The following is a 25,927-nucleotide window of genomic DNA, read 5'->3' on the forward strand; positions in this document are numbered from 1 at the left end:
AGGCACCGCGTCGCAGGCCGCGCCAGGCAAGGGTTTCGGGCACATCCCACCAGCTTGTCCACAGCCTTGCCCACGCCCGCCAGGGACAAGTCGGCGGGCCCCGGCACGCCAGCGAGAATCGCGCCCGTCCAACACCCGCGTCACCGCTCCATCTCTCCGCAGGCCCCCGTGGCGTCCACCGAACTCAAGGGCTTCATCCTCACGCGCCACTGGCGCGATGCGCCGGACGGCACCGACATCGAGTACTGGCTGGCCACGGAGCAGGGCCCGCGCCGGCTGCTGCTGCGGGCGCAGACCTCGGTGGCCTTCGTGGCGGCCCGGCACCGGGCCGCCGTCGAGGCCCAGCTGGCCACGCTGCCCGGCCTGGAGCTGCGCGAACTGGCGCTGCGCTCCTTCGGCCAGGAGCCCGTGCTCGGCATTTACGCGCGCCACTTTCGGCAGCTGGGCCGGCTGGCGCGGGCGCTGCAGGCGCTGCAGATTCCGCTCTACGAGGCCGACGTGCGGCCGCACGACCGCCACCTCATGGAACGCTTCATCACGGCGGGCGTGGTGGTGGAGGGCGGGCAGCAGGCGGGCGACACCATCGTCGATGGCCGCCTGCGGCCCGCGCCCGGATACCGCCCGGTCGTCAAGGTCGTGTCGCTGGACATCGAGACCAGCGCGACCGAGGAGCTCTATTCCATCGCGCTGGACGGCACCGGCCCGCGTGTGGTCTTCATGCTCGGAGAGGCGGTTGCCGCGCCGGCCGCGCCGATGGACTTCACGCTCGTCCACTGCGCCAGCCGCCGCGAGATGCTGGAGCGGCTCAACGGCTGGTTCGTCGAACACGACCCCGATGTGGTGATCGGCTGGAACGTGGTGCAGTTCGACCTGCGCGTGCTGCAGAAGGCGGCCGATGCCTGCGGCGTGCCGCTGCTGCCTGGCCGCGGGTGCCAGCCCATCGCCTGGCGCACGCACCCGGGCCAGCAGGGCTACCTGTTCGCGCCGATGCCGGGGCGGGTCGTCATCGACGGCATCGAGGCGTTGCGCGCGGCGATGTGGAGCTTTCCGTCCTTCAGCTTGGAGTCCGTCGCGCAGGCCTTGCTGGGCGAGGGCAAGGACATCGGTGACGCCTACGACAAGATGGCCGAGATCGAGCGGCGCTACCAGGAAGACAAGCCGGCGCTGGCCGCCTACAACATCCAGGACTGCGCGCTCGTGCTGCGCATCTTCGAGAAGACCGCGCTGCTGCAGTTCGTGCTCGAGCGCGCGCAGGCCACGGGCCTGCAGGCCGACCATTTCGGCGGCTCCATCGCAGCGTTCAGCCACCACTACCTGCCGCGCATGCACCGCATGGGCTATGTGGCGCCGAACGTGGGCGACATCGCGGCCAAGGCCTACCCGGGCGGCTACGTGATGGACTCCAGGCCGGGCTTCTACGATGCCGTCGTGGTGCTGGACTACAAGAGCCTGTACCCCTCCATCATCCGCACCTTCCTGGTCGATCCCGTGGGCCTGGTGGAGGGCATGCACGCCCAGGAGCCCGCCGCTCTCGTGCACGGGCCGCAGGACACAGTGTTCTCGCGCGAGCGGCATTGCCTGCCCGAGATCGTGACCACCTTCTGGCACGCGCGCGACGAGGCCAAGCGCGCCGGCAACGCGCCGCTGTCGCAGGCGCTCAAGCTGCTCATGAACTCCTTCGCAGGTGTGCTGGGCGCATCCGAATGCCGCTTCTTCAATCCCAAGCTGGTGTCGGCCGTCACGCTGCGCGGCCACGAGATCATGAAGCGCACGCGCGACTTCGTGGAGCAGCGCGGCCACCAGGCCATCTACGGCGATACCGACTCGATCTTCGTCTGGCTCAAGCGCCCCCATGGCAACGCCGAGGCCCACGCCGTGGCGGCCGGCCTGGTGCGGGACATCAACGCCTGGTGGACGCGCACGCTGCGCGAAGAGCAGGGACTGGAGAACTTCCTGGAGATCGAGTTCGACACGCACTACGGCAAGTTCTTCATGCCCACCATCCGCGGCTCGGACGTGGGCAGCAAGAAACGCTATGCGGGCCTCAGCGTCGACGCCCAGGGCCGCGAGGAGATGGTGTTCCGCGGCCTGGAGATGGCCCGCAGCGACTGGACGCCGCTCGCACGCCAGTTCCAGGAAGGCCTGCTGTCGCGCATCTTCCGCGGCGAGCCCTACCGCGCGTTCGTCACCGAGTACGCGCGGGCCACGCTGGCGGGCGAGAAGGACGCGCTGCTGGTCTACCGCAAGCGGCTGCGCCACCGGCTGGACGCCTACCAGGTCAACGTGCCGCCGCAGGTGCGTGCCGCGCGCCTCGCCGACGAACACAACCTGCGCATGAACCGGCCGATGCAATACCAGCAGGGCGGCTGGATCCGCTATGTCATGACGCGCAACGGACCGGAGCCGCTGGAGGCGCGCCGGGCGGGCATCGACTACGCGCACTACCTCAACAAGCAGCTGCTGCCGATCGCCGATGCCATCCTGCACCCCATGGGCGACAGCTTTGCGGCGCTGACGGGTGCGCAGCGCCGGTTGTTCTAGCGTCTCAGGACTTGGCCTTGCGCACCAGGCGCCGCTCGCGCTTGGCGCGCGACTCCACCACGATGCGCAGCAGCACCAGCCCGCCCAGCAGCGCGAGCTTGGGCAGCAGCTCGCGCGAGGCATGGGCCGTCCAGTGCGAGACGGCCGCCTGCGGTGCCGGCGCCTGCGCGCCAGGCTCGGCTGGCTTGCGCGCATCGGCGGCCGTCAGCTGCACCGGCGTGGCGGCGGTCTGCCCCCGGGCCGAGCCATGGGCATGGGCGTAGACCTTGGTGAACTCCGCGCCGAGCAGGAAGATCTGCGCCGCGTAGTAGACCCAGGCCAGCAGCACCACGAGCGCGCCGGCGCCGGCGAAGGAGTTGGCCAGCGCACTCTTGCCCAGGTACAGGCCGATCAGCAGCTTGCCGACCTCGAACAGCAGCGCGGTGACCGCGGCGCCGACCCAGACGTCGCGCCAGGCCACCTTGGCCGTGGGCATGAGCTTGAAGATCATCGCGAACAGCACGGCCGTGACGGCCAGCGCCACGCCGGTGTTGAGCACCTGCAGCAGCAGTTCCTGGCCCGGCATGAGGCTACCCACGTAGCTGCCGAAGGCCGCCAGGCCGGCGCTGACGGCCAGCGACACCATCAGCAGGAAGGCCAGCCCCAGGATCAGGCCGAGCGAGAACAGCCGGGCGCGCAGCAGGCCCCAGATGCCGCTGGGCTTGCGCGCCTCGGGCACGTGCCAGATGCGGTCGAGCGCAGACTGCAGTTCGCTGAAGACGGTGGTGGCGCCGACCAGCAGCACGGCCACGCTGGCGATGGTGGCCCAGATGCCGCTGCCGCTCACCGTGGCGCTGGCCACCATGCCCTCGATGGCCTCGGCCGTCTCCGGCCCCATGAGCGCAGACAGCTGCGCCGAGATCTGCCCGCGCACCGCCTCGGCACCGAAGGCGAGGCCGGCCACCGCGATCACCAGCACCAGCAACGGCGCGAGCGAGAACAGCGTGTAGTAGGAGATCGCAGCGCCCATGCTGGGCGCGTAGTCGTCGGACCAGGCCACCACGGCCTCCTTGGCCAGCTTCATCCATTGGGCCATCTTCACGGTATTTCCCCCCAAGCTGAGATCGGTTGCGACCAGTCTTGCGCGCCAGCGCGCGCGCCACTGTCAGCCGTGCAGCACGGGTGGTGTCAGATCGTCGGCTGCGGACAGGGGCGGGGCCGCCACAGTCACGTCACATTCGGATCTGCGATCTCCACAGAATCGGGGATGGCGGGCACTTGCGACCCGCGTGCAAGGGGATGGATGTGAATCTGGTCGTGATCGCGTCGGGGGCGTCGGCAGAGCAAAAAGCCATGGGCGCCAGGGCTGCGGCCCATGTACTGCGCAGCGCAGGGCTGAGCCCGGAGGCTGCGCACCGTGCCCATGAGCAGCTCGCGCGTGCCGAGGCCCAGGCCGCCGCGCCGGACGCCAGCCCTGCCATGGCGCGTGCAGCGCGTACCTGGCAGATTGCGGGCCGCGCGGCCATGGTGGCCTGCTGCGGCACGGTGCCGGCAGACTTCCGTTTGCTGCTCGGGCCGTGATGCGCCGCAGTGAACGGCGGAGCGGGCGGTGCTGTGTGCCCCCGGCGGCGCCAGGGACCGACACCGCCGGTGCGCACCACGCCGCCGTGCCCGGGGACGTGCGCCTGCGCCACTCCCACCCCCACCCAGACGTATGAGATTGTCATTGCGTGGCCGGCCGCTCTCGTGGCGCCTGACGGCCGGATTCATCGCCTTCGCCGCCGCGGTCCTGTTCCTTGGGAGCCTGGTCCTCTACCAGGCCGAACGCTGGAGCGAGCGTGCCGCGGTGGACACCTTGCGCGGCACCGTGCAGCTCGGTGCCCGCAGCATGAACGCATGGCTGGCGGAGCGTTTCGCGGATGCCGACGTGTTCTCCAGCCATGCCAGCATGCTGCATGTGCTGCGCCATGCGATGGAGCGCGGCGTCGGCCGAGCCGACGACGAAGACATCCAGAACTCCCTGGACGCGATCCGCCAGCGCTACGGCTACCCGTCGGTCAGCATCGTCGACACGGAGCAGAAGCTGGCGGTGTTCGTGAGCGGTGTCCGGCCGGCCCACGCCGACATCGCACTGGCCAGCGGCATGGCGGACGCCGACGGGGTCCGCTGGATCGACCTGCCGTCCCCGGGCCCGGCCAACGCCTACCGCGCCGCGGTGGTGCGCCGCATCGCCGCGCGCGGCCCGCTGTCGCGCTTCGTGTTCTACCTCGAGGTGGACCCGGTGCAACTCGTGCGGACGCTGACGCAATCCAGCCCGAAGGTGTTCGATGGCGAGGGCTTTCTGATGCGCCTGCGGGACGGCAAGCCCGTGCGCTTCGGCAGCATCGGCGGCGCGGGCGGGCAAGCGCTGGCAGTCTTCGACGACGTCGCGGCCGGCAGCATCGAGCACCGCCTGCTGACCGGGCCCGAGAACCTCGTCAAGGGCGTGGCAGGCAGCGGCGCCGAAGCCATGGCCGTGCGCGAGGCGCTGTCGCTGCCCGGCTGGTACCTGGTCGGCGTGCTCGACGAGACGGAGATCCTCGCCGGCCTGCGGCAGCCGACCCGGATGGCCGTGGCGGCCTACGGCGTGCTGCTGCTGCTGGTGGCCGCCGGCCTGGCGCTGTGGTTGCGCGCGGAACGCCACCACCACTTCCAGCGCGAGGCCGAGATGGCCGGCTTCTACGACCAGATCCTGCGCGGCGGCGATGCGCTGTTCGTGCTCAACGACTGGCGCGGCAAGGTCGTCGATGCCAGCGAGTCCGCGCTGAAGGCATTCGGCCTGGCGCGCGACCAGCTGATCGGCAGCGACGTCATGGCGCTGGCACCCGACAGCGAACGCGCTGCCGTGCTGCAGATGGTCAAGGGCATGCAACCCGGCGACTCGCGCCGGTTCACCGGCCGGCGCCGCCGTTCCGACGGCAGCATCTTCTTCATCGAAGGCAGTGTCGGCCTGCTGGAGATCCAGGGCCGCCGCTACTTCCACAGCGTGGCCACGGACGTCACCCAGGCGCGCGAGGTGCAGGCCCGCATGCAGCAGGCGGCCAGCGTCTTCGAACTCGCGCCGGCGGCCATCGTCGTGTGCAACAAGGCCCTGGAGGTCGTCTCCGTCAACCCGGCGTTCACGGCCATCACGGGTTACGCGCCCGAAGAGGTGCTGGGCGTGGCGGTGGAGGCGCTCACCACGGGTGCGGACCCCGGGAAGAACGCCATGATGGTCTCGGCCGTCCTCGAGAACGACTTCTGGGAGGGCGAGCTGGAGGGACGCCGCAAGAACGGCCAGACCTACCCGCGCCACATGCTCGCGACCGCGCACCGCGACGCGGCGGGCGATGTCTACCAGTACGTCGGCATGTTCACCGACCTCACGGCGCTGCGCGAGGCGCAGACGCGGGCCGCGTACCACGCCAACCACGACCAGCTCACCGGCTTGCCGAACCGGCGCTGCCTGGATGCGGTGCTGCCCACGCTGGTGCGGCAGGCCGCCGAGCGGGACAGGAGCCTGACCGTCGTCGTGCTCAACCTGGACCGCTTCAAGTCCATCAACGAATCGTTCGGACTGTCCGAGGGCGACAGGATGCTGGTCGCGCTGGCGCAGCGGCTGCAGGCCTCGCTGCCGGCGGACAAGCTCTTTCACTTCGGCGCCGACGAGTTCGTCGGCCTGCTCGAGGGGCCGCCGGTCGGCCACGCGCTGACCATCAACCGCATGCTGGACATGGCGTGCTGCAAGTACACGGCGGGCGCCCATGCCATCACGCCCTCGGTCAGCGTGGGGGTGGCCAGCTACCCCGAGCTGTCGCAGGACGCCGAGTCGCTGCTGCGCAACGCCGGCGCTGCGCTGAGCACGGCCAAATGCCGCGGCGGCAAGACCTGGCAGCTGTACGAGCCCGCGATGAACGCCTCGGCGCACGACGACATGCTGTTGGCGGTGGAGCTGCAAGCGGCCATCGAGAACCGCCAGCTGGCGCTGCACTACCAGCCCCAGGCCCGCCTGAGCAACTGGTCGCTGACCGGTGTCGAGGCGCTGCTGCGCTGGAACCACCCGCGGCGCGGCATGGTGCCGCCGGCGCGCTTCGTCGCCATCGCCGAAGCCTCGGGGCTCATCGTCGAACTGAGCCAGTGGGTCCTGGAAGAGGCCTGCCGCACCTGGGCCGGCTGGCACAGCGCCGGCCTGCAGCCGCCGCCCATCGCGGTGAACGTCTCGGCGCTGCAGTTCAGCCGGCCGGGTTTCGTCGAGCAGGTGGCGCAGACGATGGCGCGCTTCGGCGTCGCGCCGCACGGCCTGGTGCTCGAGCTGACGGAGAGCCTCATCATGGAAAGCTCGGAAGCGGCCATCGCGACGATGGAGCGCCTGTCGGCCATGGGCGTGCGCATCGCGCTGGACGACTTCGGCACCGGCTACTCCAGCCTGAGCTACCTCACCCGGTTCCCGCTCGACAAGCTTAAGATCGACCGGTCCTTCGTCCTGCCCATCGGAACGGCCAAGGGGCAGGAGGCCGAGGCCATCGTCCAGTCGGTCGTCTCGATGGCCAAGGCCCTGCGCTTGCGCGTCATTGCCGAAGGGGTGGAAACCGAGGAGCAGGCGAACTTCCTCAAGGACTGCGGCTGCGACGAGATGCAGGGCTACCTGTACTCCAGGCCGATCCCGGACGAGGGGCTGCGCAGCCTGCTGCAGACCACCTTGCCGCTCAGAAGCGCGGCTGCGCCTTCCGGGCTGCAGCCCCTGTTCGGCTGCGAAGGGCGCTGAGCCGGCGCGCACGGCGGCACCGCCTGCGCGCGGCAGGGCATCGCTTCAGCGCGCAGTGGCGCGGGCCAGCGTCTTGAGGGCTGCGGCCAGGCCCTGGCGCGTCTTCCAGAAGTCCTGCCACGGATCGTGTTGCTGGAAGCTCAGGTACTCGCGTGCCGTGGCGATGGTCCACTGCGCACCGCTCTTCAGGTCGGCCAGCTGCTCCCAGGCGACCGGCATGGAGACCCCGAGGCCCGGGCGCGAGCGCGCCGAGAAGGCCGCCGCCGTGGTGGCGCCGTGGCCGTTGCGCAGGTAGTCCACGAACAGCTTGCCCACGCGGTTCTTCGGCCCGCTCTTGGCGACGAAGCGCGCCGGGATGGTGCGCGCCAGGTGCTGCACCACGGCCTGGGAGAAATCCTTCACCGCCTCGTAGCCCAGCCGCGGCGCCAGCGGCACCACCACATGCAGGCCCTTGCCGCCCGAGGTCTTGAGCCAGCATTGCAGCCCCAGCTCCTGGAGCAGGGCACGCACCAGCAACGCCGCCTCCTGCACCTGCTGCCATGGCGTGCCTTCGCCCGGGTCAAGGTCGAACACGATGCGGTCGGGCTTGTCGATGCTGCCGGCGCGCGAGTTCCAGGTGTGGAACTCGATCACGTTCATCTGCGCGCAGGCCAGCAGTGCCTGCGCCGTGGGCACCTCCAGCAGCGCCGCATGCCCGGGCCACAGGCGCTCTGGCAGGTTGCGCACATGCGGGATCGCCAGCTTGTCGTCGTGCTTCTGGAAGAACAGCTCGCCCGTGATGCCGGAGGGCCCGCGCACCAGCGAGACCGGCCGGCCCTGCAGGTGGGGCAGCATCCAGTCGGCCACGCTCTCGTAGTAGCGCACCAGGTCGACCTTGCGCAGGCCGCTGGAGGGATCGATCACCCGCTCGGGGTGGGTGAGCTTGGTGCCCTTGGCCGGTGCCCTGGCCTGGGGCGCAGGGCGGGCGCCGAGCGGCCTGGGCCGCTCGCGCACGATCAGCGCGGCGGGCTTGTCGCTGCGGATGCCGCGGAAGACCGCATGGCGCACCTTGTCGTCGGCCGTCCATTCCGCGAAGGCCACTTCCACCACCAGCCGCGGCAGCACCCAGTGTTCGCTGCCCGCCGCGCGCCGCGACCAGCGGCCGGGCCGGGCGTCCTCGGGCGCCACTGCGGGTTGGTCGGTCCGCAGGCCGGCGAGCCTGGCCTTCAGCGCCCGGCCGGTCTCCGAGCCCCAGCCCGTTCCCACCGAGCCGGCGAAGCGCAGCAGCGGCCCTTCGTGGTAGCCCAGCAGCAGGCTCCCCACCTCGCCAGCGGCGCCGGCGCGGTCGGTGAAGCCCACCACGACGAACTCCTGCCGGTGCTGGCACTTGAGCTTGAGCCAGCTTTCGCTGCGGCCTGGCGTGTAGGGCGCATCGGCGCGCTTGACCATGACACCTTCCATGCCCATCTGGCAGGCGGCCTCCAGCAGCTGCCCGGGCAGCACGTCGAAGGACTGGCTCAGGCGCACGATGCCTTCGCCGCGTTCGTCGAAGAGCTTGCGCAGCACGTCGCGCCGGCTCGCCAGCGGCAGCGCGCGCAGGTCCATGCCGCCCAGGAAGGGGATGTCGAAGACGAACATCTCGATGTCGCCGGTGCGGGCGTTGTCGATGGCGTTCTGCAGGCGGTTGAAGTCCGGCAGGCCGGCGTCGTCGAGGACCACGATCTCGCCGTCCAGCCAGGCGCTGTCCAGGCCCAGGTCGGCGATGGCCCGGGCGACCGGTCCGAGCTTGGCGGTCCAGTCGTGGCCGTTGCGGGTGAACAGCCGCACGCTGCCCTGTTCGCTGCGCGCCAGCAGCCGGTAGCCGTCGAACTTGGACTCGACGATCCAGTTGCCCGAAGGCACGGCGGACACCAGCGTGGCCAGCTGCGGCTGCAGCTTGGCGGGCAGCGGCGCGCGCCGGGCCTCCTGCAGATCGGGCGCCTCCAGCGCTGGCCGGGCCGGCTGCCGGACGCGCTGCGGCTCGCGCTGCTCGACCGGGCCCAGCGGGTGCGTCACGACACTGTCCGGCAGCGCGGCGATGACGTCGTACTCGGTGCCCGGGCGGGCCCAGGCATCGCCGCGCTTCTTGAAGAACAGCCACTGCTCCTGCTGCTTCGCGCCGGGCTTGGAGATGCGCACGAGTTCCCACAGCCCGGCCAGCTTCTCGCCGTGCAGGTGGAACACCAGCTTGCCCTTGGCCAGCCCCGCGCGTGCATCGCCCACCGGCTCCCAGCTGCCGCGGTCCCAGACGATGACCTTGCCCGCGCCGTATTCGCCCTTGGGGATGCTGCCCTCGAAGCTGTTGTAGTCCACGGGGTGGTCCTCCACATGGATCGCCATCTGCTTGACGGCCGGGTCGTAGGAGGGGCCCTTGGGCACCGCCCACGAGACCATCACGCCGTCCAGCTCCAGCCGCAGGTCGTAGTGCAGGCGCGATGCCCAGTGCTTCTGGATGACGAAGGCCAGGGCCTGGCTGTCCGCCCCGGCGCGCGCGCGTGGCGTGCCGGCGGGCTCGGCCGTTTTGGAGAAGTCGCGCTTGGCGTTGTAGCGGGCGAGCGGGGCCTCGCCGTCGGGCGCCGGGGCGGGCGCTGCCGCACGGGCGCGGCGGGCAGGGCGCGCGGCCGTGTCCACCTGCGGCGTCCGCCTGGCGCGGCCCAGCGCGAGCTCTGCCCAGACCGGGGCGTGGTCGCTGGCGCCCTCGCGGCCGCGCTCGTCGCGGTCCACGCCGGCGCCGCGCACCTTCAGTGCCGCGCCGACCAGGATGTGGTCGATGCGCAGCCCCGCATCGCGCTCCCAGCGCTTGCGGCGGTAGTCCCAGAAGGTGAACTGCCGCCCGCCCGGGTGCACGCTCTCCAGCGCATCGGTCCAGCCCTGGGCCAGCACGGCGGCAAAACGTTCACGGACGGGGGGCTGCAGCAGCGCGTCGTCGCGCCAGGTGTCGGGCTTGTAGATGTCTGCGTCCGTGGGCACCACGTTCCAGTCGCCCAGCAGCACCACTGGCTGCCCGGAGTCCCACAGCGCCTGCGCGCGCTGGCGCAGGCGCTCGAACCAGCGCAGCTTGTACTCGAACTTGGGGCCGGGCTGCGGGTTGCCATTGGGCAGGTACAGGCAGGCGAACAGCACGCCCTGGATGGCCGCTTCGACGTAGCGGGCCTCCTTGTCCTTCGGATCGCCCGGCAACGCGGTCGCCACCGGCAGCGGCGCTTGCCCGCGTGCCAGCAGCGCCACGCCGTTCCAGGTGCGCTGGCCGACCACCAGGCTCTGGTAGCCGGCCTCGGCCAGCGCCTGAGCGGGGTAGTCCGCGGTGGGCGTCTTGAGTTCCTGCAGCGCGAGCACGTCGGGCTGCGTGCGCGCCAGCCAGTCCAGCAGCAGGTCCAGCCGCTTGCGGACGTTGTTGATGTTCCAGGTCGCAACGCGCATCGTGCGCGGGGCCACGGGTTGCGACAGTCCCGGGCGCGCCCGTCAGTCGCGCCAGTTGCCCGCGTCGCGGGGGTAGGCCGCCCTGGGCTTCGCGGCCTGGCGGGCCTTGAATTGTTTCCACAGGAAGCCGGCAATGGCCATCAGGATCATCTTGCGCATGGTGTGCTCCAGTCGGTTCTGTCAGGGTTCGGTCGCCCGCCAGCTTGGGGCCGGCCCGCGGCATGCGCTGTAGGCAGGCATAGGCAAGCCCTGTCGGCCATGGCAAGGACTCTGTGCCGGACGCTGGCGGCCCCGCGTCCGCAAGGTTCAGCGCGCCGGCCCGAAGCCGAAGTACGACCCCTTGGCCGGTGCTGCCTTGGGTGGGGCTTCGTCGGCACGCCCGCGCTCTGGCGGCGCTGCCGCATGCCCGGCATCGGCGCGCGGCCCGCTGTCCAGGTCCTCCACCAGCTGCTGCAGCGCGAGCAGCCCCTCGGCCATGGCGCGCTGGTAGCTCGGCACGGCGGTGCGGGCCCGGTCCAGCGGCTGCCAGTCGTCGGCATGGCGCTCGGTCAGCACCCAGACGAAGCGCCCGCTGCGGGGCTCTTCCACGTGCACGGCGATGTGGCGCAAGGCGGGCATGGGCGCAGCGTACCGCCTCGTGCGGTGCCGCAGCGCAGGTCGGCCGGCTGCCTGACGGCACTTGCCTGCGCCGGCCTACGCGGGGCCGGCTGCCGGCGCCGACACTGCTGCTTTCCGCCGGTTCAAACAAGGGAGGCCGTACATGGCAACTGGGTCGCGCACGCTCTGGAAAGGCGCCATCACCTTCGGTCTGGTCCACATCCCGGTGGGCCTGCACACCGCTTCGTCGGAGCAGGGGGTGGACTTCGATTGGCTGGACAAGCGCTCCATGGACCCGGTGGGCTACAAGCGCATCAACAAGCGCACCGGCAAGGAGATCACGAAGGAGAACATCGTCAAGGGTGTGCAGTACGAGGACGGCAAGTACGTGATCATCAGCCCCGACGAGATCGAGGCCGTGTTCCCCAAGACCACGCAGACCATCTCGATCGAGCGCTTCATCGACGCCGGCGCCATGCCCTTCATCTTCCTGGAGCGGCCGTACTACGTGGCGCCGCTGGCCAAGAGCGAGAAGGTCTACGCCCTGCTGCGCGAGGCCCTGGTCGAGACCGGCAAGATCGCGCTGGCCAAGGTGGTCATCGCCACCAAGCAGCACCTGGCGGCGCTGGTGCCTTCCGGGCCCGCGCTGGTGCTGAACCTGCTGCGCTGGGGCGACGAGGTCAAGACGCTGGACGCGCTGGACCTGCCGCCCGCCGGCCGCAAGAACATCAGCGCGGCCGAGATGAAGATGGCCAAGCAACTGGTGGCCGAGATGTCCGGCGACTGGTACCCGGAGGACTTCAAGGACGAGTTCCGCCACCAGGTCATGAAGCTGGTCGACAAGAAGGTCAAGGCGGGCGACACCGAGACGGTGATCCAGCCCGAGGAAGAGGCCCCGGAGGCCGCCAACGTGCTCGACCTCACCGCGCTGCTGCAGCGCAGCCTCAAGGGCGGGCGCAAGCCGCCGGCCAAGGCCGCGGCGAAGAAGAGCCCGGGCAGGAAGACCGCCGCCGGCAAGTCCGCACCACAGAAGAAGGCCGCCTGAGCCCTGGGCCGCAGGCCGGCCGCCACTTGCTGCGCCGTCCTACGCCGGTGCTGCACGACCCTTGTGCAGCATGGAGGCCGTTCTAACGACCAAGGAGGCCAGCATGGCAGACGACAAGAGCCAGACCGCAGCAGACCGCCAGCGGATCGCCATCGACGAGGCATACGAGCGGCGCGACTGGGCCAAGAGCCTGGGCACGACCGAAGACAAGCTGCGCGAGGCGGTGCAGGCCGTCGGCAATTCCGCCGACAAGGTGCGCGAGTACCTGCAGAGCCATTGAGGCAGCCCGTGGCACAGCGCACCACGCTCGTGATTCCCGCCGACCGCTTCGCTGCGGCGGTGGCGGCCCTGTGCGCGCCGGGCCTGCAAGGCAAGCGCCCCTCCACGCCCCCGGACAACTCCCCTTCGCAAAGGACGCCCCATGGCCGACAACGCCGCCCTGCTGCGGGTACAGCAGCAGCAACAGCAGCAGCAACAACAGCCCCAGCCCAGCCCGGCGCTGGCCCCGCAGCCCAGCCACATCGACGCACCGCAGAACCCCTTGCCGGGCCAACCGCCCGTGATGCCGCAGCCGACACCCGTGGAAACTCCGCCGCACCCCGGCCTGTGAGCGCAGCACCGACTTGAAGCCGCGTGCGCCGCCCCTATCTTGCTCGGACTCGGTTGAAGGGTCAGCTTGAAAGGAGGAAGCACATGGCCATCCAACATCCAGCCCCAGCCCCAGCCCCAGCCCCAGCCGCTCCGCAGCCCGGCCGCACGCCGGGTGGTGCGGGCTCCGACCCGTTGCAGGAGCAGTCGATGTCCTACCGCGGCGTGGACATCCGCATCGCGGTGCAGCGCACGCCCGACTACGTGTTCGGGCGCGCAGACCTCGTCGCTGGCGACCAATACCTCGGCCGGCTCTCCATCGGCAATCCTAAGGCCACGCCGCAGGAAATCCAGCAGCGTCTTGCCGCCCTGGCGCAGGCGCGCGTCGACATCACCACTGCCTTCCGGGGCCCAGGCGCGGCGGGGCCGGGGCAGGCGCCGGTGTCGTGAAGATGCGCGGCGCCCGTCCGGCGCGCCTTCCAACGGCAGCGCCGGACGCATGCAGAGCCGGCCTATCGCGGCTAGGGGCACCGTCCTACTGCGCGCGTCCCGCGCGCACCAGACAGTGGCAAGGCCGGCACACCACGCGAGCGCGGAAAGGCCGGCAGTTTTCCCAACCGTCATGCCCCAAGGAGACACCATGAAAAAGCATCTACTCTGGATCGCACTGGCCGGCAGCCTCGTTGCCTCCGCAGGCGCCAGCGCGATGACCAAGGACGAATACAACGCGGCCAAGGACAAGATCTCCGCCGACTACAAGGCGGCCAAGGCCCGTTGCGACGCGCTGAAGGACAACGCCAAGGACGTCTGCGAGAAGGAAGCCAAGGGCACGGAGAACGTGGCCAAGGCCGAGTTGGAGCAGAACTACAAGCCGTCGGACAAGCACGCCAAGAACGTCGCCGAGGCCAAGGCCGAGATGGCCTATGAAGTGGCCAAGGAGAAGTGCGACGACATGGCGGGCGACGCCAAGGCCAATTGCGTGAAGCAGGCCAAGACCCAGCACGACAGCGCCAAGGCCGACATCAAGCGCATGAAGGGCTGACAAGACGGCCCGCGCGCAAGGCTGCGCGCGGGCACCTGGATGTGCGAACGGGCCCGTGGGCCCGTTTTGTTTGCGTGGCTACTTGCCGTCGCGGTCGGAATCTCCGGGCACCGCACGTTCCACGCGGTCGCTCAGACGCTGCCAGGCATCGCGCGAGGCGTGCCGCGCATTGCCCCATTCCAGCGACGAGCTGCCGCGCGATCCCGACCAGCCCGCGCCCAGTTCGGGCTCGACCTCGTCGAACGAGCGGCCGGGGTACTTCTCGTACGCGCTGGCGCCGTACATGTAGGCCGGACCGTACTGGTCGTAGTTGGAGCCGGACGCATAGGGCCTGGTGCTGAAGTTGTCGCGCCAGTAGCTGTCCTCGGCCACCGGGTCGACCTTGGTGGCCTTGCCCGCCAGCGCGCCGACGGCAGCACCCACGGCTGCGCCCACGGCCGCACCGACAGGCCCCGTCATGCCACCGACGGCGGCACCTGCGGCTGCGCCGCCGGCCACACCACCCGTCACCGCACCGACCGCTGCGCCCGTGCCGACCTTGCTCTTTTCTTCCATGGCGATCTCCTGTTGATGAAAGGTCTCCAAGTTAGGACCTGCGCGGCGCGCGGCCTGCCGGAACGGAGCGTCTGCGCACGTCGTCCATCGCCTCACGGCCGGTGGCGTGGAGCGGCCGCCGGCACGACGGAGCAGGCTGTCGGGCGCCGGACTCACCAGCTGGCGGGGCCGCCGCGTGCCGCCTCCTGGCCGGCCTGCGGCCGCGGGCTGGCGCTGGCCAGCGGCAGGGCGGCCTCGTCCGGCGTGCGCGGGCTGGCCAGCCGCCGCGCGAAGTCGTCGATGGTGCGGCGCAGGCCCTGCGCCAGTGGCACCTGGGGTGACCAGCCCAGCACGCGCTGGGCCAGCGCGATGTCGGGGCAGCGCCGGCGCGGGTCGTCCTGCGGCAAGGGCCGAAAGACCAGTTGCGCGCTGCTGCCGGTCAGCGCCAGCACTTCGGCGGCCAGCACGCGCATCGTGATCTCGTGCGGGTTGCCCAGGTTCACCGGCCCCGTGCTGTCGGACTCCATGAGCCGCAGCAGGCCGTCCACCGTGTCGTCGACGAAGCAGAAGCAGCGCGTCTGGCGGCCATCGCCATACAGCGTGATGTCCTGGCCGTGCAGGGCCTGCACGATGAAGTTGCTGACCACGCGGCCGTCGTCGGGCAGCATGCGCGGCCCGTAGGTGTTGAAGATGCGCGCCACGCGCACCGCCACGCCGTGCTGGCGCAGGTAGTCGAAGCACAGCGTCTCGGCGCAGCGCTTGCCCTCGTCGTAGCAGGCGCGCGGGCCCACGGTGTTGACATCGCCGTGGTAGTCCTCGCGCTGCGGGTGCACGGCCGGGTCGCCGTAGATCTCGCTGGTGGAGGCCTGCAGCAGCCGCGCGCCGCAGCGGCGCGCCAGCTCCAGCATGCGCCAGGTTCCCAGCACGCTGGTCAGTGTGGTGCCCACCGGGTCCTGCTGGTAGTGCGGCGGGCTGGCCGGGCAGGCCAGGTTGTAGATGCGGTCGACCTGCAACGTGCAGGGCGCGGTCACGTTCTGCTCGACGAAGCGAAAGCGCGGATGCGCCTGCAGGTGGGCCAGGTTGTCGCGCGTGCCCGAACAGAGGTTGTCCAGGCCCACCACGCGGTGGCCGCGTTCGAGCAGGCGGTCGCACAGGTGGCTGCCGAGGAAGCCGGCCGCGCCGGTGACGAGGATGTCGTGGGTCGAGGGCACGGGGAGGTCTCCAGCAGGTCAGGGGAAGAGGGTGCGAAAGCGCCAGGCGCCGCGCAGCCGCCAATAGCAGGCGAGGAAGGGGATGGCCAGCGAGGTGACGAGCATCTCGGCCACGTGGGCCGGCGCATGCGAGGCACCGCGCAGGCGCCGCAGCGCGAACACCAGGCAGCCGGCCAGCGCCAGCGCGGCGAGCGCACCGGCCAGCGGGCCCTGGCCGGCCAGCGCGGCGCCCGCGGCGCCCAGGGCACTGGCCACGATCAGGCCGTAGAGCCAGGGCGGGTGGCGCCGGATGCGGCTGCGGTACAGGTCGGGGTGCTTGGCGAACAGCAGCGCGTCGAAGTAGACATTGGCCTGCTGCGCCATCGAGATGCCCCAGCGCACCGGCCGCACCGGGTGCACCACCACGGCACGCTCGGCCCGGCCGACGCCGCCGTAGCGTTCGAGCAGCGCGAACTGCAGGTCCGAGTCCTCGCGCCACGCCCGCGTGAAGCGCGTGTCGAAGCCGCCCACGCCCAGCAGCGCACTGCGGCGCACGAAGGCGTTGGCCGTCACGAACTCGGCCCGCTCCAGGCCCTGGGTCATGCGCGCGTGGTCGGTCGGCGGGCCGTCCACCGGCACGACGACGCGGCCGCCCGCCGCCACCAGGCCGTCGTCCAGCGCACGCAGGCCCTCGGCCAGCCAGTCGGGTGCGGGCACCGTGTCGTCGTCGGTGAAGGCGACCACGGGTGCGCGCGTGCTGCGCCAGCCGGTGTTGCGCGCGCCGGCCGGGCCGCGCGTGCCCTGGGCTCGGGCGTAGCGCAGGCGGGGCCGCTTGCAGGTGGCGGCCAGCGCCTGCACCAGTGCCTCGGTGTCGGCGCAGGGGCCGTCGTCCACCACCACGATCTCCCAGTCCCGGGCCAGCCCCTGCTGCGCGAGCAGCGCCTGCAGGCAGCGGCGCAGCAGGGCGGGGCGCCGGCAGGTGGCGATGACGACGGCGATGGCGGGGACGGTCGGGTCTGCCGCCGCGAAGCGTTTCATACGGGCTTCTCCGGCAGGAAGAAGCCTGCCGCACACGCGCCGCGGCCGGGTGCGGACGGCGGCAGGTGTTGCCGCAAATCTTCCTTGCGCGGCCCATGGGCCGCAGAGATGGTCTGCCCACCGGCGTCGACGCCGGCGGCCGGCGCGCGCGGCAAGGCATGGACGCTGGTCAGCGCAAGGCACAGGCCTGTCTTCATGTGTGTTGCTTCCATGGCGCCGGAAACCGCTCCGGCTTCGCCCCCGCACCATGGCAATGCGCATGCCACGACCGCGACGTGCAGTCGCGCGTGCCCGGCTCCGCGCCGCCCCGGCGCTGCACGCCGCGCAGCGCAGCGCCACGGGCTTGCCGCATCCCGTGCAGGTGGGCGCCGCGTGGCCCCGGCGTCGTCAGTCGGGGAAGCCTTCGCTGCGCGGGTCCATGGCGCGGCGCAGCGCCTCGCCGCTCACGGGCTTGACCACGTAGGCGTCGAAACCGGCCTGGCGCGCTGCCTCCAGCGCGCGCGGGCGGCCATAGCCGGAGATGGCCACGAGCCGGCCCGGGTAGCCGGCCGCGCGCGCACGCCGCGCCAGCGTGAGCCCGTCCATGCCCGGCATGCCGATGTCGACCACGGCCGCATCGGGCCACTCGGCCAGCAGCAGGGCCAGGCCGGCCGCGCCGTCGCCGGCGCTCAGCACGGTGTGGCCGGCGTGCGCGAGCAGGGCGCCGGTGGCCTCGCGCAGGTCGGCATGGTCGTCCACCAGCAGCACGCGGCGCGGCGCGGTGTCGCGGGGCGCGGCGCTGGCCTGGTCGCCGGGCTGGCGGCGCACGGGGGCGGTACCGCCGTCGGCAGCGTGGGCCGAATCGAGCAGCCGGTCCAGCAGTTCGGTGAGCCGCTGCGTCTGGCGCTGCACGATGGCCACGGCGCGGCGTGCCAGCTGCGGCCCGCCGGCGCCGCTGTGCAGCACCTCGGCCGCGCCCGCGATGGCGCCGAGCGGGTTGCGCAGTTCGTGGCCCAGCATGAGCAGGAACTCGTCCTTGGCGCGGCTCTCGGCCTGGGCTTCGCGCCGCGCGGCGTGCTCGTGCACGGCCACGCGCCGGTGCCGGCGCTCGGCGCGCTTGAGGCCCGTGGCGTCCACGGCCATGCCAACCATCTGCAGCGGCCGGCCGTCGTCCAGGTACAGGCAGGCCAGCCGCAGCGAGAGCCAGCGCCCCGTGCTGCCCGCCACGCGGAAGTCCAGCTGCACGCGCGGGCGCCGGCGCGCCAGCGCCGCGGCCAGCTGGGCCCGCAGGGCCGGCCGGTCCTCGGGCGCCACCGCGGCCAGCCAGTCGCGCAGCCGGCCGTGCAGGGGCATCGGCGCCAGGCCCAGCAGGCGCGACATGCCGGCGCTGCAGAGCAGCTCGTCGGCGCGGAAGCGGAACTCCAGCACGCCGGCCTGGCCGGCGTCCTGCGCAAGCTCGACCAGCGCCTGCTTGGCCTGGAGCGCCCGGTGCGCGCGCTCCAGGTCGGCCAGTGCGGTCTTCAGCGGCGTGACGTCCATGACCGCGCTGAGCGCGCCGCGCGCCCGGCCGTCGGCATCGTGCAGCGGCACGGCGCTGGCCACCACGTGCAGCACCGGCTGGCCGGCGCGGCGCAGTTCCAGTTCGGTGGCCGGCACCGGCTGGCCTGTGCGGCAGGCCCGCTGCAGCGGCTGCTGGCCCGGCTCCAGCCGGCGGCCGGTCTGGAACACCCCGAGGCTGCCGGCCGGCGGCGCGGCCGCGCCCAGCAGCGCGTCCATCGCCGGATTGCACTGCACCGAGGCGCAGGCCGCATCGCGCGCGAAGGCCAGGCCGATCGGGCTGCCGTGGAACAAGGCCTCGAACTCGTCGGCGCGGCGCTGCAGCTGGTCGGCCGCGGCGCGGTCGGCACGGCGCGCCGCGGCCAGCGCCTCGGCCAGCAGCGCGATCTCGCGCATGGGCAGCGGCCCCGGCCGCGGCGCCTGGCCACGGGCCGCCAGGGCACCCAGCGGCCGCGTGACCTGCAGCGCGAGCAGCAGCGCCAGCGAGACGCCCAGCAGCAGGCTGGCGCCCGTGGTGGCCACCGTCTGCAGCATGCGCTCGCGCTCGGCCTGCTCCAGCGGTTCGGCCAGGGCCGCCGAGGTGGCGAACCAGTCGGCCTCGCGCAGCGCCCGTGCCGCCACCAGCGCGGCCCGGCCATCGGCCAGCGGCAGCCGCTGCATGCCTGCGGGCGGCCGCTCTTGCGGTGGCAATGCCTGCGGTGCCGCGCCGGCGATGGGCTCGCCTGCGCGCGTCAGCAGGCCGGGCAGGGCCACCTCGGCCGGCGCGGCCGCCACCAGCGCTGGCCAGAAGCGCGGCTCGAAGCGCACGCCCAGCCACTGGCGCAGCTGGCCGCCCTCGTACAGCGGCAGCGCCAGCAGCACCTGGCCGGAGGGCGTGCGCGCCACCAGCCGCGCGGGGCCGCCGCCGGCCGCGGCGCGGCGCAGCAGGGCGGGCAGGGGCGCGGCCGCGGCCGCACTGGCCATGTCGGCCGTGTCGGCCAGCACGTTGCCCTGCTCGTCGGCCAGGAACACGCTGGCCCAGGCCGGCTGCATGCGCTGGCGCGCGCGCAGCAGCGGCACGCGCGGCGCGCCTTCGCGCAGTGCCAGCGCGTCGGCCAGGGCGGCCAGCGCATCGAAGGAGGCGCGCAGTTCGCGGTCGGCATGCTGCGCCAGCGCCTGTGCGCCGGCCTGCAGGCCGGCATCCATGCGCGCGCGGGTCTGCGCCGCCTCGCTGCCCACGCGCCAGACCAGCACCAGCGCGATGGGCACGCTGGTCAGCAGGATCACGGCCACGAAGTAGCTGCGCAGACTGGGCGCGGGCCAGCGCGGCACGAGCCCCCGCAGCCGCGCGCGAGGCCGCGCTGCGGGGCCGTGCGGCGCTGCCGGAGAACGGACGGCGCTCATGCGCGCCAGCCCGGGTGCGTTGCCGGCATGCCGCTTGCCGGGGCGGCGGCATGGAACCCGCCCCGCCCGCACCGACCCGGCCCCCGGCCGGCCTGCCCGACCTGCCGGACCTGCGCAGTGCCGATGCCTTGCTCGGCTGGCCAGTGGTGGACAGCCGAGGCGGCCTGCTGGGCACGGTGCAGCAGCTGGTGTGCGACCTGCGCACGGGCCGCATCGCCTATGCCGTGGTCGCCAGCGGCGGCTTCGTGGGGCAGGGCGAGGCCCGTTTCGCGCTGGACTGGGAAGGCCTGGAAGCGGCCGATGCGCCGCAGTGCTTCATCTGGCGCGGCGCGGTGCCGCAGCCGCATTGAACCGGGGGAACGCCGCATGGTGGGTCTCAGCCAGGCCTGCCGTTGCCGGACGCTTCGCGCTCGATGAGTTGCATCAGGCCATCGGCCTGGTGCCGCGCCGCATGCGCCTCGTGGCCGGCCAGCAGCGCCGCCTCTGCGTTGCCGCGCGCGCGTTCCAGCGCCTCGATTTCGCGCTGCAATGCCGCGCGCTCGCGCAGCGCGCGCACGGCGCTGCGCAGCACGTGCTCGGATTCGGTGTACTGGGCGCGCGCCAGCGTGTTGAGCGAGAACACGTGACCGGTGTGGCAGGCGTAGCGCGGCGGCTGGCTGCCGCGCACCTGCCACAGCGTGCCACCGCAGTCCGGGCAGGTCTGCATGGTGGGCTCGGTATGGGCGCTGAGAAAAGCCATGGTGTCCCGTCCTTCGCTGGCGGCCTGCTCGCGGCGGATACGGGCCAGCGCCGCCTCGGGCCAGTGCAGCGGCGGCGGTGGCTGCGCCACGGTGCGGGCCAGCAGCTGGCCGATGGATTCGGGCGGCAGGCAGTGGTCGACGGCCACGTTGTCCAGCGCCGACATCGGCATCTCGCGGGCCTCGGCCGTGCCCGGGTCCTGGACGATGGCCAGGCCGCCGCACAGCTTGATGTCCTGCAGGCCGGCCGTGCCGTCGTCGAGCAGCCCGCTCAGCACCACGCCGATCGCCCGCGGGCCGTGCGCGATCGCGCAGGTGCGCAGCAGCGGGTCGATCGCCGGCCGCGTGTGGTTGATCTTGGGTCCGTGCGAGAGCTGCAGGTGGCGCGGCCCGGCCAGCAGGTGGGCGTCGGGCGGGGCCACGTAGACCACGCCGGGCCGCAGCGGCTCGCGGTCGCTGGCATCGCGCGCCGGCAGCACGCCACACCGGGCCAGGCGCTGCGCCAGCCCGCTGCGGTACGGGCCGATGTGCTGGACCACCAGCACGGACGCAGGAAAATCCTGCGGCAACTGCGCGATCAGCGCGCCCAGTGGGGCGAAGCCGCCGGTCGAGGCGCCGATCGCCACCACCCAGCCGGTTTCCCTGTCATCTGCCGTGCCGCTCGGGCTGGACTCCATGCGCATGCTCCTTCACACCGATCGCCCAGGATGGGCAATCGGCGTGCCGGGCCGCGCGTGCGCGCGCTCAGGCCCGGCGGGCGGACCGGAGCTGGTCGAGCAGGGCCAGCAGCTCGGCCACGTCCACGGGCTTGACGAGGTGGCCGTCGAAGCCGGCCTCGCGCGCCGCCTGGCGGTCGTTCTCCTGGCCCCAGCCCGTCGCGGCGACCAGCACCGCCTGCCTGCCCCAGTCGCTCTCGCGCATGCGGCGCGCCACCTCGTAGCCGCTGAGGTCGGGCAGGCCGATGTCCAGCACCACCGCATGCGGCCGCAGTTCCGCGGCCAGCGCCAGCGCTTCGCTGCCGGTGGCGGCCGTGGTCACGCTGCGCCCGTTCATCTCCATGGCCATGGCCAGGCTCCAGGCGGCGTCCTCGTTGTCGTCGACCAGCAGCACCTGCTGCAGGCCTGCGGCTGCGGGCTCCGGCGGGGCCGCCTGGCGCAAGGCCTGCTCCGGCGTCATGTCCTGCGGCAGCGGCAGGCGCACGGTGAACCGGCAACCCAGGCCGCGGCCGGCGCTCTCGCCCTGCACGGCGCCGCCATGCAGCGCGACGATGCTGCGCACCAGCGCCAGGCCGATGCCCAGGCCGTGGCCGGTGCGCTCGCCGATGGCCCCGCCCTGCGCGAACATCTCGAACAGCGCATCGATCTCCTGCGCCTCCAGGCCGATGCCGTTGTCCGAGACGCAGATGGCCAACTGTTCGCTGGACTCGCGCCGCGCCTCGAGCCCGATGCGGCCGCCGTCGGGCGTGTACTTGGCCGCGTTGGTGAGCAGGTTGGACAGCACCTGGCTCATGCGCAGCGGATCGGCGTCCAGCACCACGGGCTCGGACGGCAGTTCCACGGCGAGGCTGTGCCGGCCCGCGTCGATGGCCGGGCGTGCCGTCTCGAGCGCGCTGCGCACCACGTCTTCCAGCAAGACCGGCACGCGGCGCAGGCCGAGCCGGCCCAGCTGCAGGCGCGAGACGTCGAGCAGGTCGTCCAGCAAGTTCTTCACCACCAGCGACTGGCGGTCGACGATACCGGCCGCGCGCTGGCGCGTGGCCGGCTCGGCCTGCTCGGCCAGCAGCAGCTTGGCCGCGCCGCTGATCGAGGCCAGCGGGTTGCGCAGCTCGTGCGAGAGCACGGCCAGGAAATGGCCCTTGGCGCTGTCGGCCGCCTCCAGCGTGGCACGCGCGGCCTCTTTCTCCTGCAGCGCCGCCGCCATCTCGGCCTGGCTGCGCTCGATCTCTTCCTGCGCGCGCCGCGTGGCGCTCTGGTCGCGCATGACCTTCACGAAGCCCACCACCTTGCCGCTGGGGCCGTGCATGGGCATCAGCACGCCGCTGGCCCAGAAGATGCTGCCGTCCTGGCGGCGGTGCAGCCGGTCGTCCAGCGCGCGGCCGTCGCGCAGCGCGGCCTGCACCTCGCGCTGCGGCGCGCCGGCGGCCTGGTCTTCCTCGGTGAACAGCATGTCCAGCGGCCGGCCGACCGCGTCGGCCTCCTGGTAGCCCAGCAGCCGCTGGGCGCCGGTGTTCCAGCCGGTGATGCGGCGCTCCAGGTCGGTGGAGAAGATCGCGAACTCGGTGGCGTTCTCCAGCACCAGGCGCAGCCGCTCCTCGCTGTTGCGCAGCGCGTCCTCGGCATGCTTGCGCTCGCTGATGTCGGTGCTGACGACCAGCACCGTGCCGGGCAGGCCCTGGGCGTCGGTCAACAGGCTCACGCTGTTGAAGGTCCACTTGAGGCTGCCGTCCTTGCACAGGCTGCGCTTTTCCAGCTGGAAGGCCTCGCCCTGCGGCAGCCGGGCGAACAGCTCGGCCGAGCGCGGGCGGTCGTCGGGTGCCACGAGGTCGAGCACGTTGCGGCCCAGCAGCTCCTTCTCGTCGTAGCCCAGCATCGCGCAGTAGCTGCGGTTGACGAAGCTGATGCGGCCCTCCAGCGTGGCCTGCACCAGGCCCACGGTGGCCTGCTCGGCGATGGCGCTGAAGCGCTCCTCGGACTGGCGCAGCGCCTCCTGGCCGCGCTTGCGCTCGGTGATGTCGACAAAGGTCAGCACCACCCCGCCGATGTGGTCGTCCAGCGTGCGGTAGGGCAGCATGCGCACGAGGAAGCGGTTGCCGCCTTCCTCGTCCACCTCGTGCTCGATCGGCGCCAGCCGCTCCAGCACGCGCGCGGCGTCGCTGCCCAGGCGGGGGTAGTCCAGGTGCGAGGTCAGGTCCGACAGCGGCCGGCCGACATCGGTCGGGATCAGGTTGAACAGCGCCACGGCAGAGGGCGTGAAGCGCGTGATGCGCAGCTCGCGGTCCAGGAACACGGTGGCGATGGCCGTCGCGTCCATCAGGTTGTGCATGTCGCTGTTGGCATGCCCGAGTTCGTCGACCTTGCTCTTGAGTTCCTGGTTGACGGTGGTCAGTTCCTCGTTGATGGACTGCAGCTCCTCGCGGCTGGTTTCCAGCTCCTCGGTGGCCGAGCGCAGCTCCTCGTTCATGGCCTGCAGCTCCTCGTTGCTGGCCTTGAGCTCCTCGGTCGACGCCTCGTACTGCTCCACCGTGTCGCGCAGGTGCGACTTGAGCCGCTCCAGCTCGCGGTCCAGGTGGTGCACGGCGCTGTCGTTGCTGGCCGGCGGCGCGGCCACGGCCTGGCCCGCGTCCTGCGCGCCCTCGGGGACGCTGCGGAACAGCACCAGCAGGAAACCCGGCGCCACATCGGGCAGCGGCGTGACCTGCACGGCTACGCGCTCCGCCCCGTCGCCGCCCAGGTCCACCTCCAGCACCGGCAGGTCGACGCTGCTGGCGTTCTGCGCCGCGCGGAACAGCGCCGCGCGCAGCTCGATGCGCAGGGCCGGGTGCACCACGCGCAGCAGGTTGCGGCTGGGTTCGCCGCCGCCGTGCTGCAGGTAGCGCCCGGCGCTGGGCGACAGGTGCAGGATCTCGTGCTCGGCATCGACCAGCAGCGACGGCGGCGCCACGTGCTCGAGCAGGCGGAAATGCGCCTCGGCCCAGGAGGAGACGCGCCCGCCCAGGTCGGGCATGGTGGGCGGCAGGGTGCCGGTGCGCAGCGGGTTGCGCGCCGCGCCGGAGACCACCGGGCCCGTGCGCGCCGCGTTCTGCGCCTCCAGCGCCAGCGCCAGCGTGCCGGGGCCGGCCCGCAGGGGCATGCCGATGCGCGGCGTGGAGCGCTGCATGTAGAGCCGGTGCTTCTTGTCCACCACCGAGAACAGCGCGCTGCCGTCCTCCACCGATTCGGAGGCGCCCAGGAACAGCATGCCGGCCGGCAGCAGCGCGAAGTGGAAGGTCTCGAAGACCCGCGTCTGCGCCTCGCGGCCCAGGTAGATCAGCAGGTTGCGGCAGGTGATCAGGTCGAGCTTGGAGAAGGGCGAGTCCTTGAGCACGTCGTGCACGGCGAACAGCACCATCTCGCGCACCTCGCGGCGCACGCGGTAGCCCCGGTGCTCCTTGACGAAGAAGCGGCGCAACCGTTCCTCGGACACATCGGCCTCGATGGTCGCGGGGTAGACGCCTTCGCGCGCCACGCGGATGGCCTCGTCGTCCAGGTCGGTCGCGAAGATCTGGATCGGCGGCGGCACCTCCAGCGCACGCGCGTGCTCGCTGAGCAGCATGGCGATGGAGTAGGCCTCCTCGCCGGTGGCGCAGGCGCTGACCCACACGCGCACCGGGTCGGCCGCGCTCTTGCCCCGGAACAGCGAGGCCACATGCGCCTGCAGCGCCGTGAAGCAGTCGCCGTCGCGGAAGAAGTTGGTCACGCTGATGAGCAGGTCCTGCAGCAGCGCGCCGGCCTCGCCCGGGCGCGTGCGCAGGCAGGCCAGGTAGTCGGGCAGCTCGGCGACGCCGTTGACCTGCATGCGCCGGCCGATGCGGCGCAGGATGGTGGCGCGCTTGTAGTAGGAGAAGTCGCGCCCGGTGCGCATGCGCAGGAAGCCCAGCACCTCGCGCAGCGTGCTTTCGTCTGCGGCCGGGCTGCGGCCGGGCTGGGCGATCTGCGGGCCGGCTTCGGGCGGCAGGCGCAGCGCGTACTCGTTGCGGTGGTATTGGACGATGCGCGGCGCGATCTCGGCGATCGGCAGCACCCAGTCGACCATGCCCGTGTTCACCGCCGTGCGCGGCATGCCGCTCACCTCGGCCTCGTCGGGCTCCTGGGCGATGGTGAGGCCGCCGCGCTCCTTGATGCGCTTGATGCCGATGGCGCCATCGCCGTCGCCGCCGGACAGCACCACGGCCGTGGCGTGCGGGCCGTGGCTCTCGGCCAGCGCGCGGAAGAAGGTGTCCACCACCACATGGCGCTGGCGCTCGGCTGGCAGGTCCAGCAGCTGCAGCTGGTTGTCCACCGTGCGCATGGCCTTGCGCGGCGGGATCACGTAGACGGTCTCGGCCTGCATGCGCACGGTCTCGCGCACCTGCACCACGGGCATGCGGGTGGACTTCTGCAGCATGCCGGCCAGTTCGCTCTCGTGGTCGGGCGACAGGTGCACGACCACGACGAAGGCCAGCCCGCTGCCCGGGGGCGTGTGCTGCAGCAGCTGGTGCAGGGCGCCGATGCTGCCGGCCGAGCCGCCGATGGCCACCACCGGCAGCATGTGGTAGCCGTGCGTGGGGATGGCGTCGTCCTGCCGCTCTGCCATTTCCAGTTCGGGCAGGTCGGGATCGATCTCGTCTTCGGGTCTCTGGTCGGTCATGGCGTGGGGGAGGGGACGGCCGTGCGCGCGACGGGCCAACCGGCAGTGGTGCAAGTTCGGGGCCGCGTGTGGCGGATTTCGGCGTGTCGGCCATGCGGGGTCGGCGCGCAT

At 72.2% G+C, this 25,927-nt stretch carries 19 protein-coding genes; 9 read left to right on the plus strand and 10 right to left on the minus strand.

The genetic code is table 11. The annotated features are described in order from the left end of the window. Positions 1–168 precede the first annotated feature (168 nt). Positions 169–2,541 (plus strand): DNA polymerase II, encoded by a 2,373-nt coding sequence (locus DES41_RS12060; protein WP_114467903.1) that lies wholly within the window; start codon positions 169–171, stop codon positions 2,539–2,541. A gap of 4 nt (positions 2,542–2,545) precedes the next feature. Here the strand turns inward: DES41_RS12060 and DES41_RS12065 are convergent, their stop codons facing one another. Continuing rightward, a complete protein-coding gene (locus tag DES41_RS12065) occupies positions 2,546–3,616 on the minus strand; it encodes a YihY/virulence factor BrkB family protein (protein ID WP_114468392.1) in 1,071 nt (356 codons plus the stop codon). Positions 3,617–3,873: 257 nt separating this feature from the next. On the opposite strand from DES41_RS12065, the gene DES41_RS12070 reads away from it, so the two are divergent. Both DES41_RS12070 and DES41_RS12075 read left to right on the plus strand, forming a co-directional pair. Beyond that, positions 3,874–4,101 carry a hypothetical protein gene (locus DES41_RS12070; protein ID WP_114467904.1) on the plus strand — a complete coding sequence of 76 codons (228 nt, stop codon included), beginning with the start codon at positions 3,874–3,876 and terminating at the stop codon, positions 4,099–4,101. Positions 4,102–4,234: 133 nt separating this feature from the next. Further along, complete coding sequence (locus DES41_RS12075; protein ID WP_114467905.1) at positions 4,235–7,303, plus strand: putative bifunctional diguanylate cyclase/phosphodiesterase; 3,069 nt, start codon at positions 4,235–4,237, stop codon at positions 7,301–7,303. A 45-nt stretch (positions 7,304–7,348) separates the two neighbouring features. Here DES41_RS12075 and ligD read toward each other — a convergent pair whose 3' ends face one another. Both ligD and DES41_RS12085 read right to left on the minus strand, forming a co-directional pair. Next, a complete protein-coding gene (ligD, locus tag DES41_RS12080) occupies positions 7,349–10,741 on the minus strand; it encodes a DNA ligase D (RefSeq protein WP_114467906.1) in 3,393 nt (1,130 codons plus the stop codon). 306 nt (positions 10,742–11,047) lie between these two features. Then, a complete protein-coding gene (locus tag DES41_RS12085) occupies positions 11,048–11,359 on the minus strand; it encodes a hypothetical protein (RefSeq protein ID WP_114467907.1) in 312 nt (103 codons plus the stop codon). Positions 11,360–11,501: 142 nt separating this feature from the next. Here DES41_RS12085 and ku point away from each other — a divergent pair, with 142 nt between their 5' ends. The 5 genes from ku to DES41_RS12110 all read left to right on the plus strand — a co-directional run bounded on the left by ku (position 11,502) and on the right by DES41_RS12110 (position 14,013). Beyond that, complete coding sequence (gene ku / locus DES41_RS12090; RefSeq protein ID WP_114467908.1) at positions 11,502–12,383, plus strand: non-homologous end joining protein Ku; 882 nt, start codon at positions 11,502–11,504, stop codon at positions 12,381–12,383. A 103-nt stretch (positions 12,384–12,486) separates the two neighbouring features. Then, entirely contained in the window at positions 12,487–12,663 is a 177-nt protein-coding gene (locus DES41_RS12095; RefSeq protein ID WP_114467909.1) for a DUF3606 domain-containing protein, read from the plus strand. 141 nt (positions 12,664–12,804) lie between these two features. Next, positions 12,805–12,993 carry a hypothetical protein gene (locus DES41_RS12100; RefSeq protein WP_114467910.1) on the plus strand — a complete coding sequence of 63 codons (189 nt, stop codon included), beginning with the start codon at positions 12,805–12,807 and terminating at the stop codon, positions 12,991–12,993. A gap of 83 nt (positions 12,994–13,076) precedes the next feature. Next, positions 13,077–13,421, plus strand: a complete 345-nt coding sequence (locus DES41_RS12105; protein WP_147282841.1) for a hypothetical protein — start codon at positions 13,077–13,079, stop codon at positions 13,419–13,421. A gap of 190 nt (positions 13,422–13,611) precedes the next feature. Continuing rightward, positions 13,612–14,013: a hypothetical protein gene (locus DES41_RS12110; RefSeq protein WP_114467912.1), complete on the plus strand. Its 402-nt coding sequence runs from the start codon at positions 13,612–13,614 to the stop codon at positions 14,011–14,013. 78 nt (positions 14,014–14,091) lie between these two features. On the opposite strand, the gene DES41_RS12115 is transcribed toward DES41_RS12110, so the two are convergent. The 5 genes from DES41_RS12115 to DES41_RS12135 form a co-directional block, all read right to left on the minus strand. Next, positions 14,092–14,568 (minus strand): glycine zipper domain-containing protein, encoded by a 477-nt coding sequence (locus tag DES41_RS12115; protein WP_114467913.1) that lies wholly within the window; start codon positions 14,566–14,568, stop codon positions 14,092–14,094. Between the two features lie 152 nt (positions 14,569–14,720). Then, the gene (locus DES41_RS12120; protein ID WP_114467914.1) at positions 14,721–15,758 is read right to left on the minus strand and encodes a UDP-glucuronic acid decarboxylase family protein; all 1,038 of its coding nucleotides are present in this window, start codon (positions 15,756–15,758) and stop codon (positions 14,721–14,723) included. A gap of 18 nt (positions 15,759–15,776) precedes the next feature. After that, positions 15,777–16,775 carry a glycosyltransferase family 2 protein gene (locus tag DES41_RS12125; protein WP_114467915.1) on the minus strand — a complete coding sequence of 333 codons (999 nt, stop codon included), beginning with the start codon at positions 16,773–16,775 and terminating at the stop codon, positions 15,777–15,779. Then, positions 16,772–16,972: a hypothetical protein gene (locus tag DES41_RS12130; protein WP_114467916.1), complete on the minus strand. Its 201-nt coding sequence runs from the start codon at positions 16,970–16,972 to the stop codon at positions 16,772–16,774. The genes DES41_RS12125 and DES41_RS12130 overlap by 4 nt, the downstream gene beginning before the upstream one ends. A gap of 190 nt (positions 16,973–17,162) precedes the next feature. Beyond that, positions 17,163–19,694, minus strand: coding sequence for a PAS domain-containing hybrid sensor histidine kinase/response regulator (locus tag DES41_RS12135; protein ID WP_114467917.1), 2,532 nt, complete (start codon positions 19,692–19,694; stop codon positions 17,163–17,165). Between the two features lie 50 nt (positions 19,695–19,744). Here DES41_RS12135 and DES41_RS38370 point away from each other — a divergent pair, with 50 nt between their 5' ends. Continuing rightward, positions 19,745–20,044, plus strand: coding sequence for a PRC-barrel domain-containing protein (locus DES41_RS38370; RefSeq protein ID WP_170168154.1), 300 nt, complete (start codon positions 19,745–19,747; stop codon positions 20,042–20,044). A 26-nt stretch (positions 20,045–20,070) separates the two neighbouring features. Here DES41_RS38370 and DES41_RS12145 read toward each other — a convergent pair whose 3' ends face one another. Continuing rightward, entirely contained in the window at positions 20,071–21,108 is a 1,038-nt protein-coding gene (locus DES41_RS12145; protein WP_170168155.1) for a chemotaxis protein CheB, read from the minus strand. 67 nt (positions 21,109–21,175) lie between these two features. Beyond that, positions 21,176–25,816 (minus strand): CheR family methyltransferase, encoded by a 4,641-nt coding sequence (locus tag DES41_RS12150; RefSeq protein ID WP_245965677.1) that lies wholly within the window; start codon positions 25,814–25,816, stop codon positions 21,176–21,178. Positions 25,817–25,927: the final 111 nt, after the last annotated feature.

Origin of the sequence: Pseudorhodoferax soli (genome assembly GCF_003337555.1) — a bacterium.
Taxonomy (GTDB): domain Bacteria; phylum Pseudomonadota; class Gammaproteobacteria; order Burkholderiales; family Burkholderiaceae_C; genus Pseudorhodoferax; species Pseudorhodoferax soli.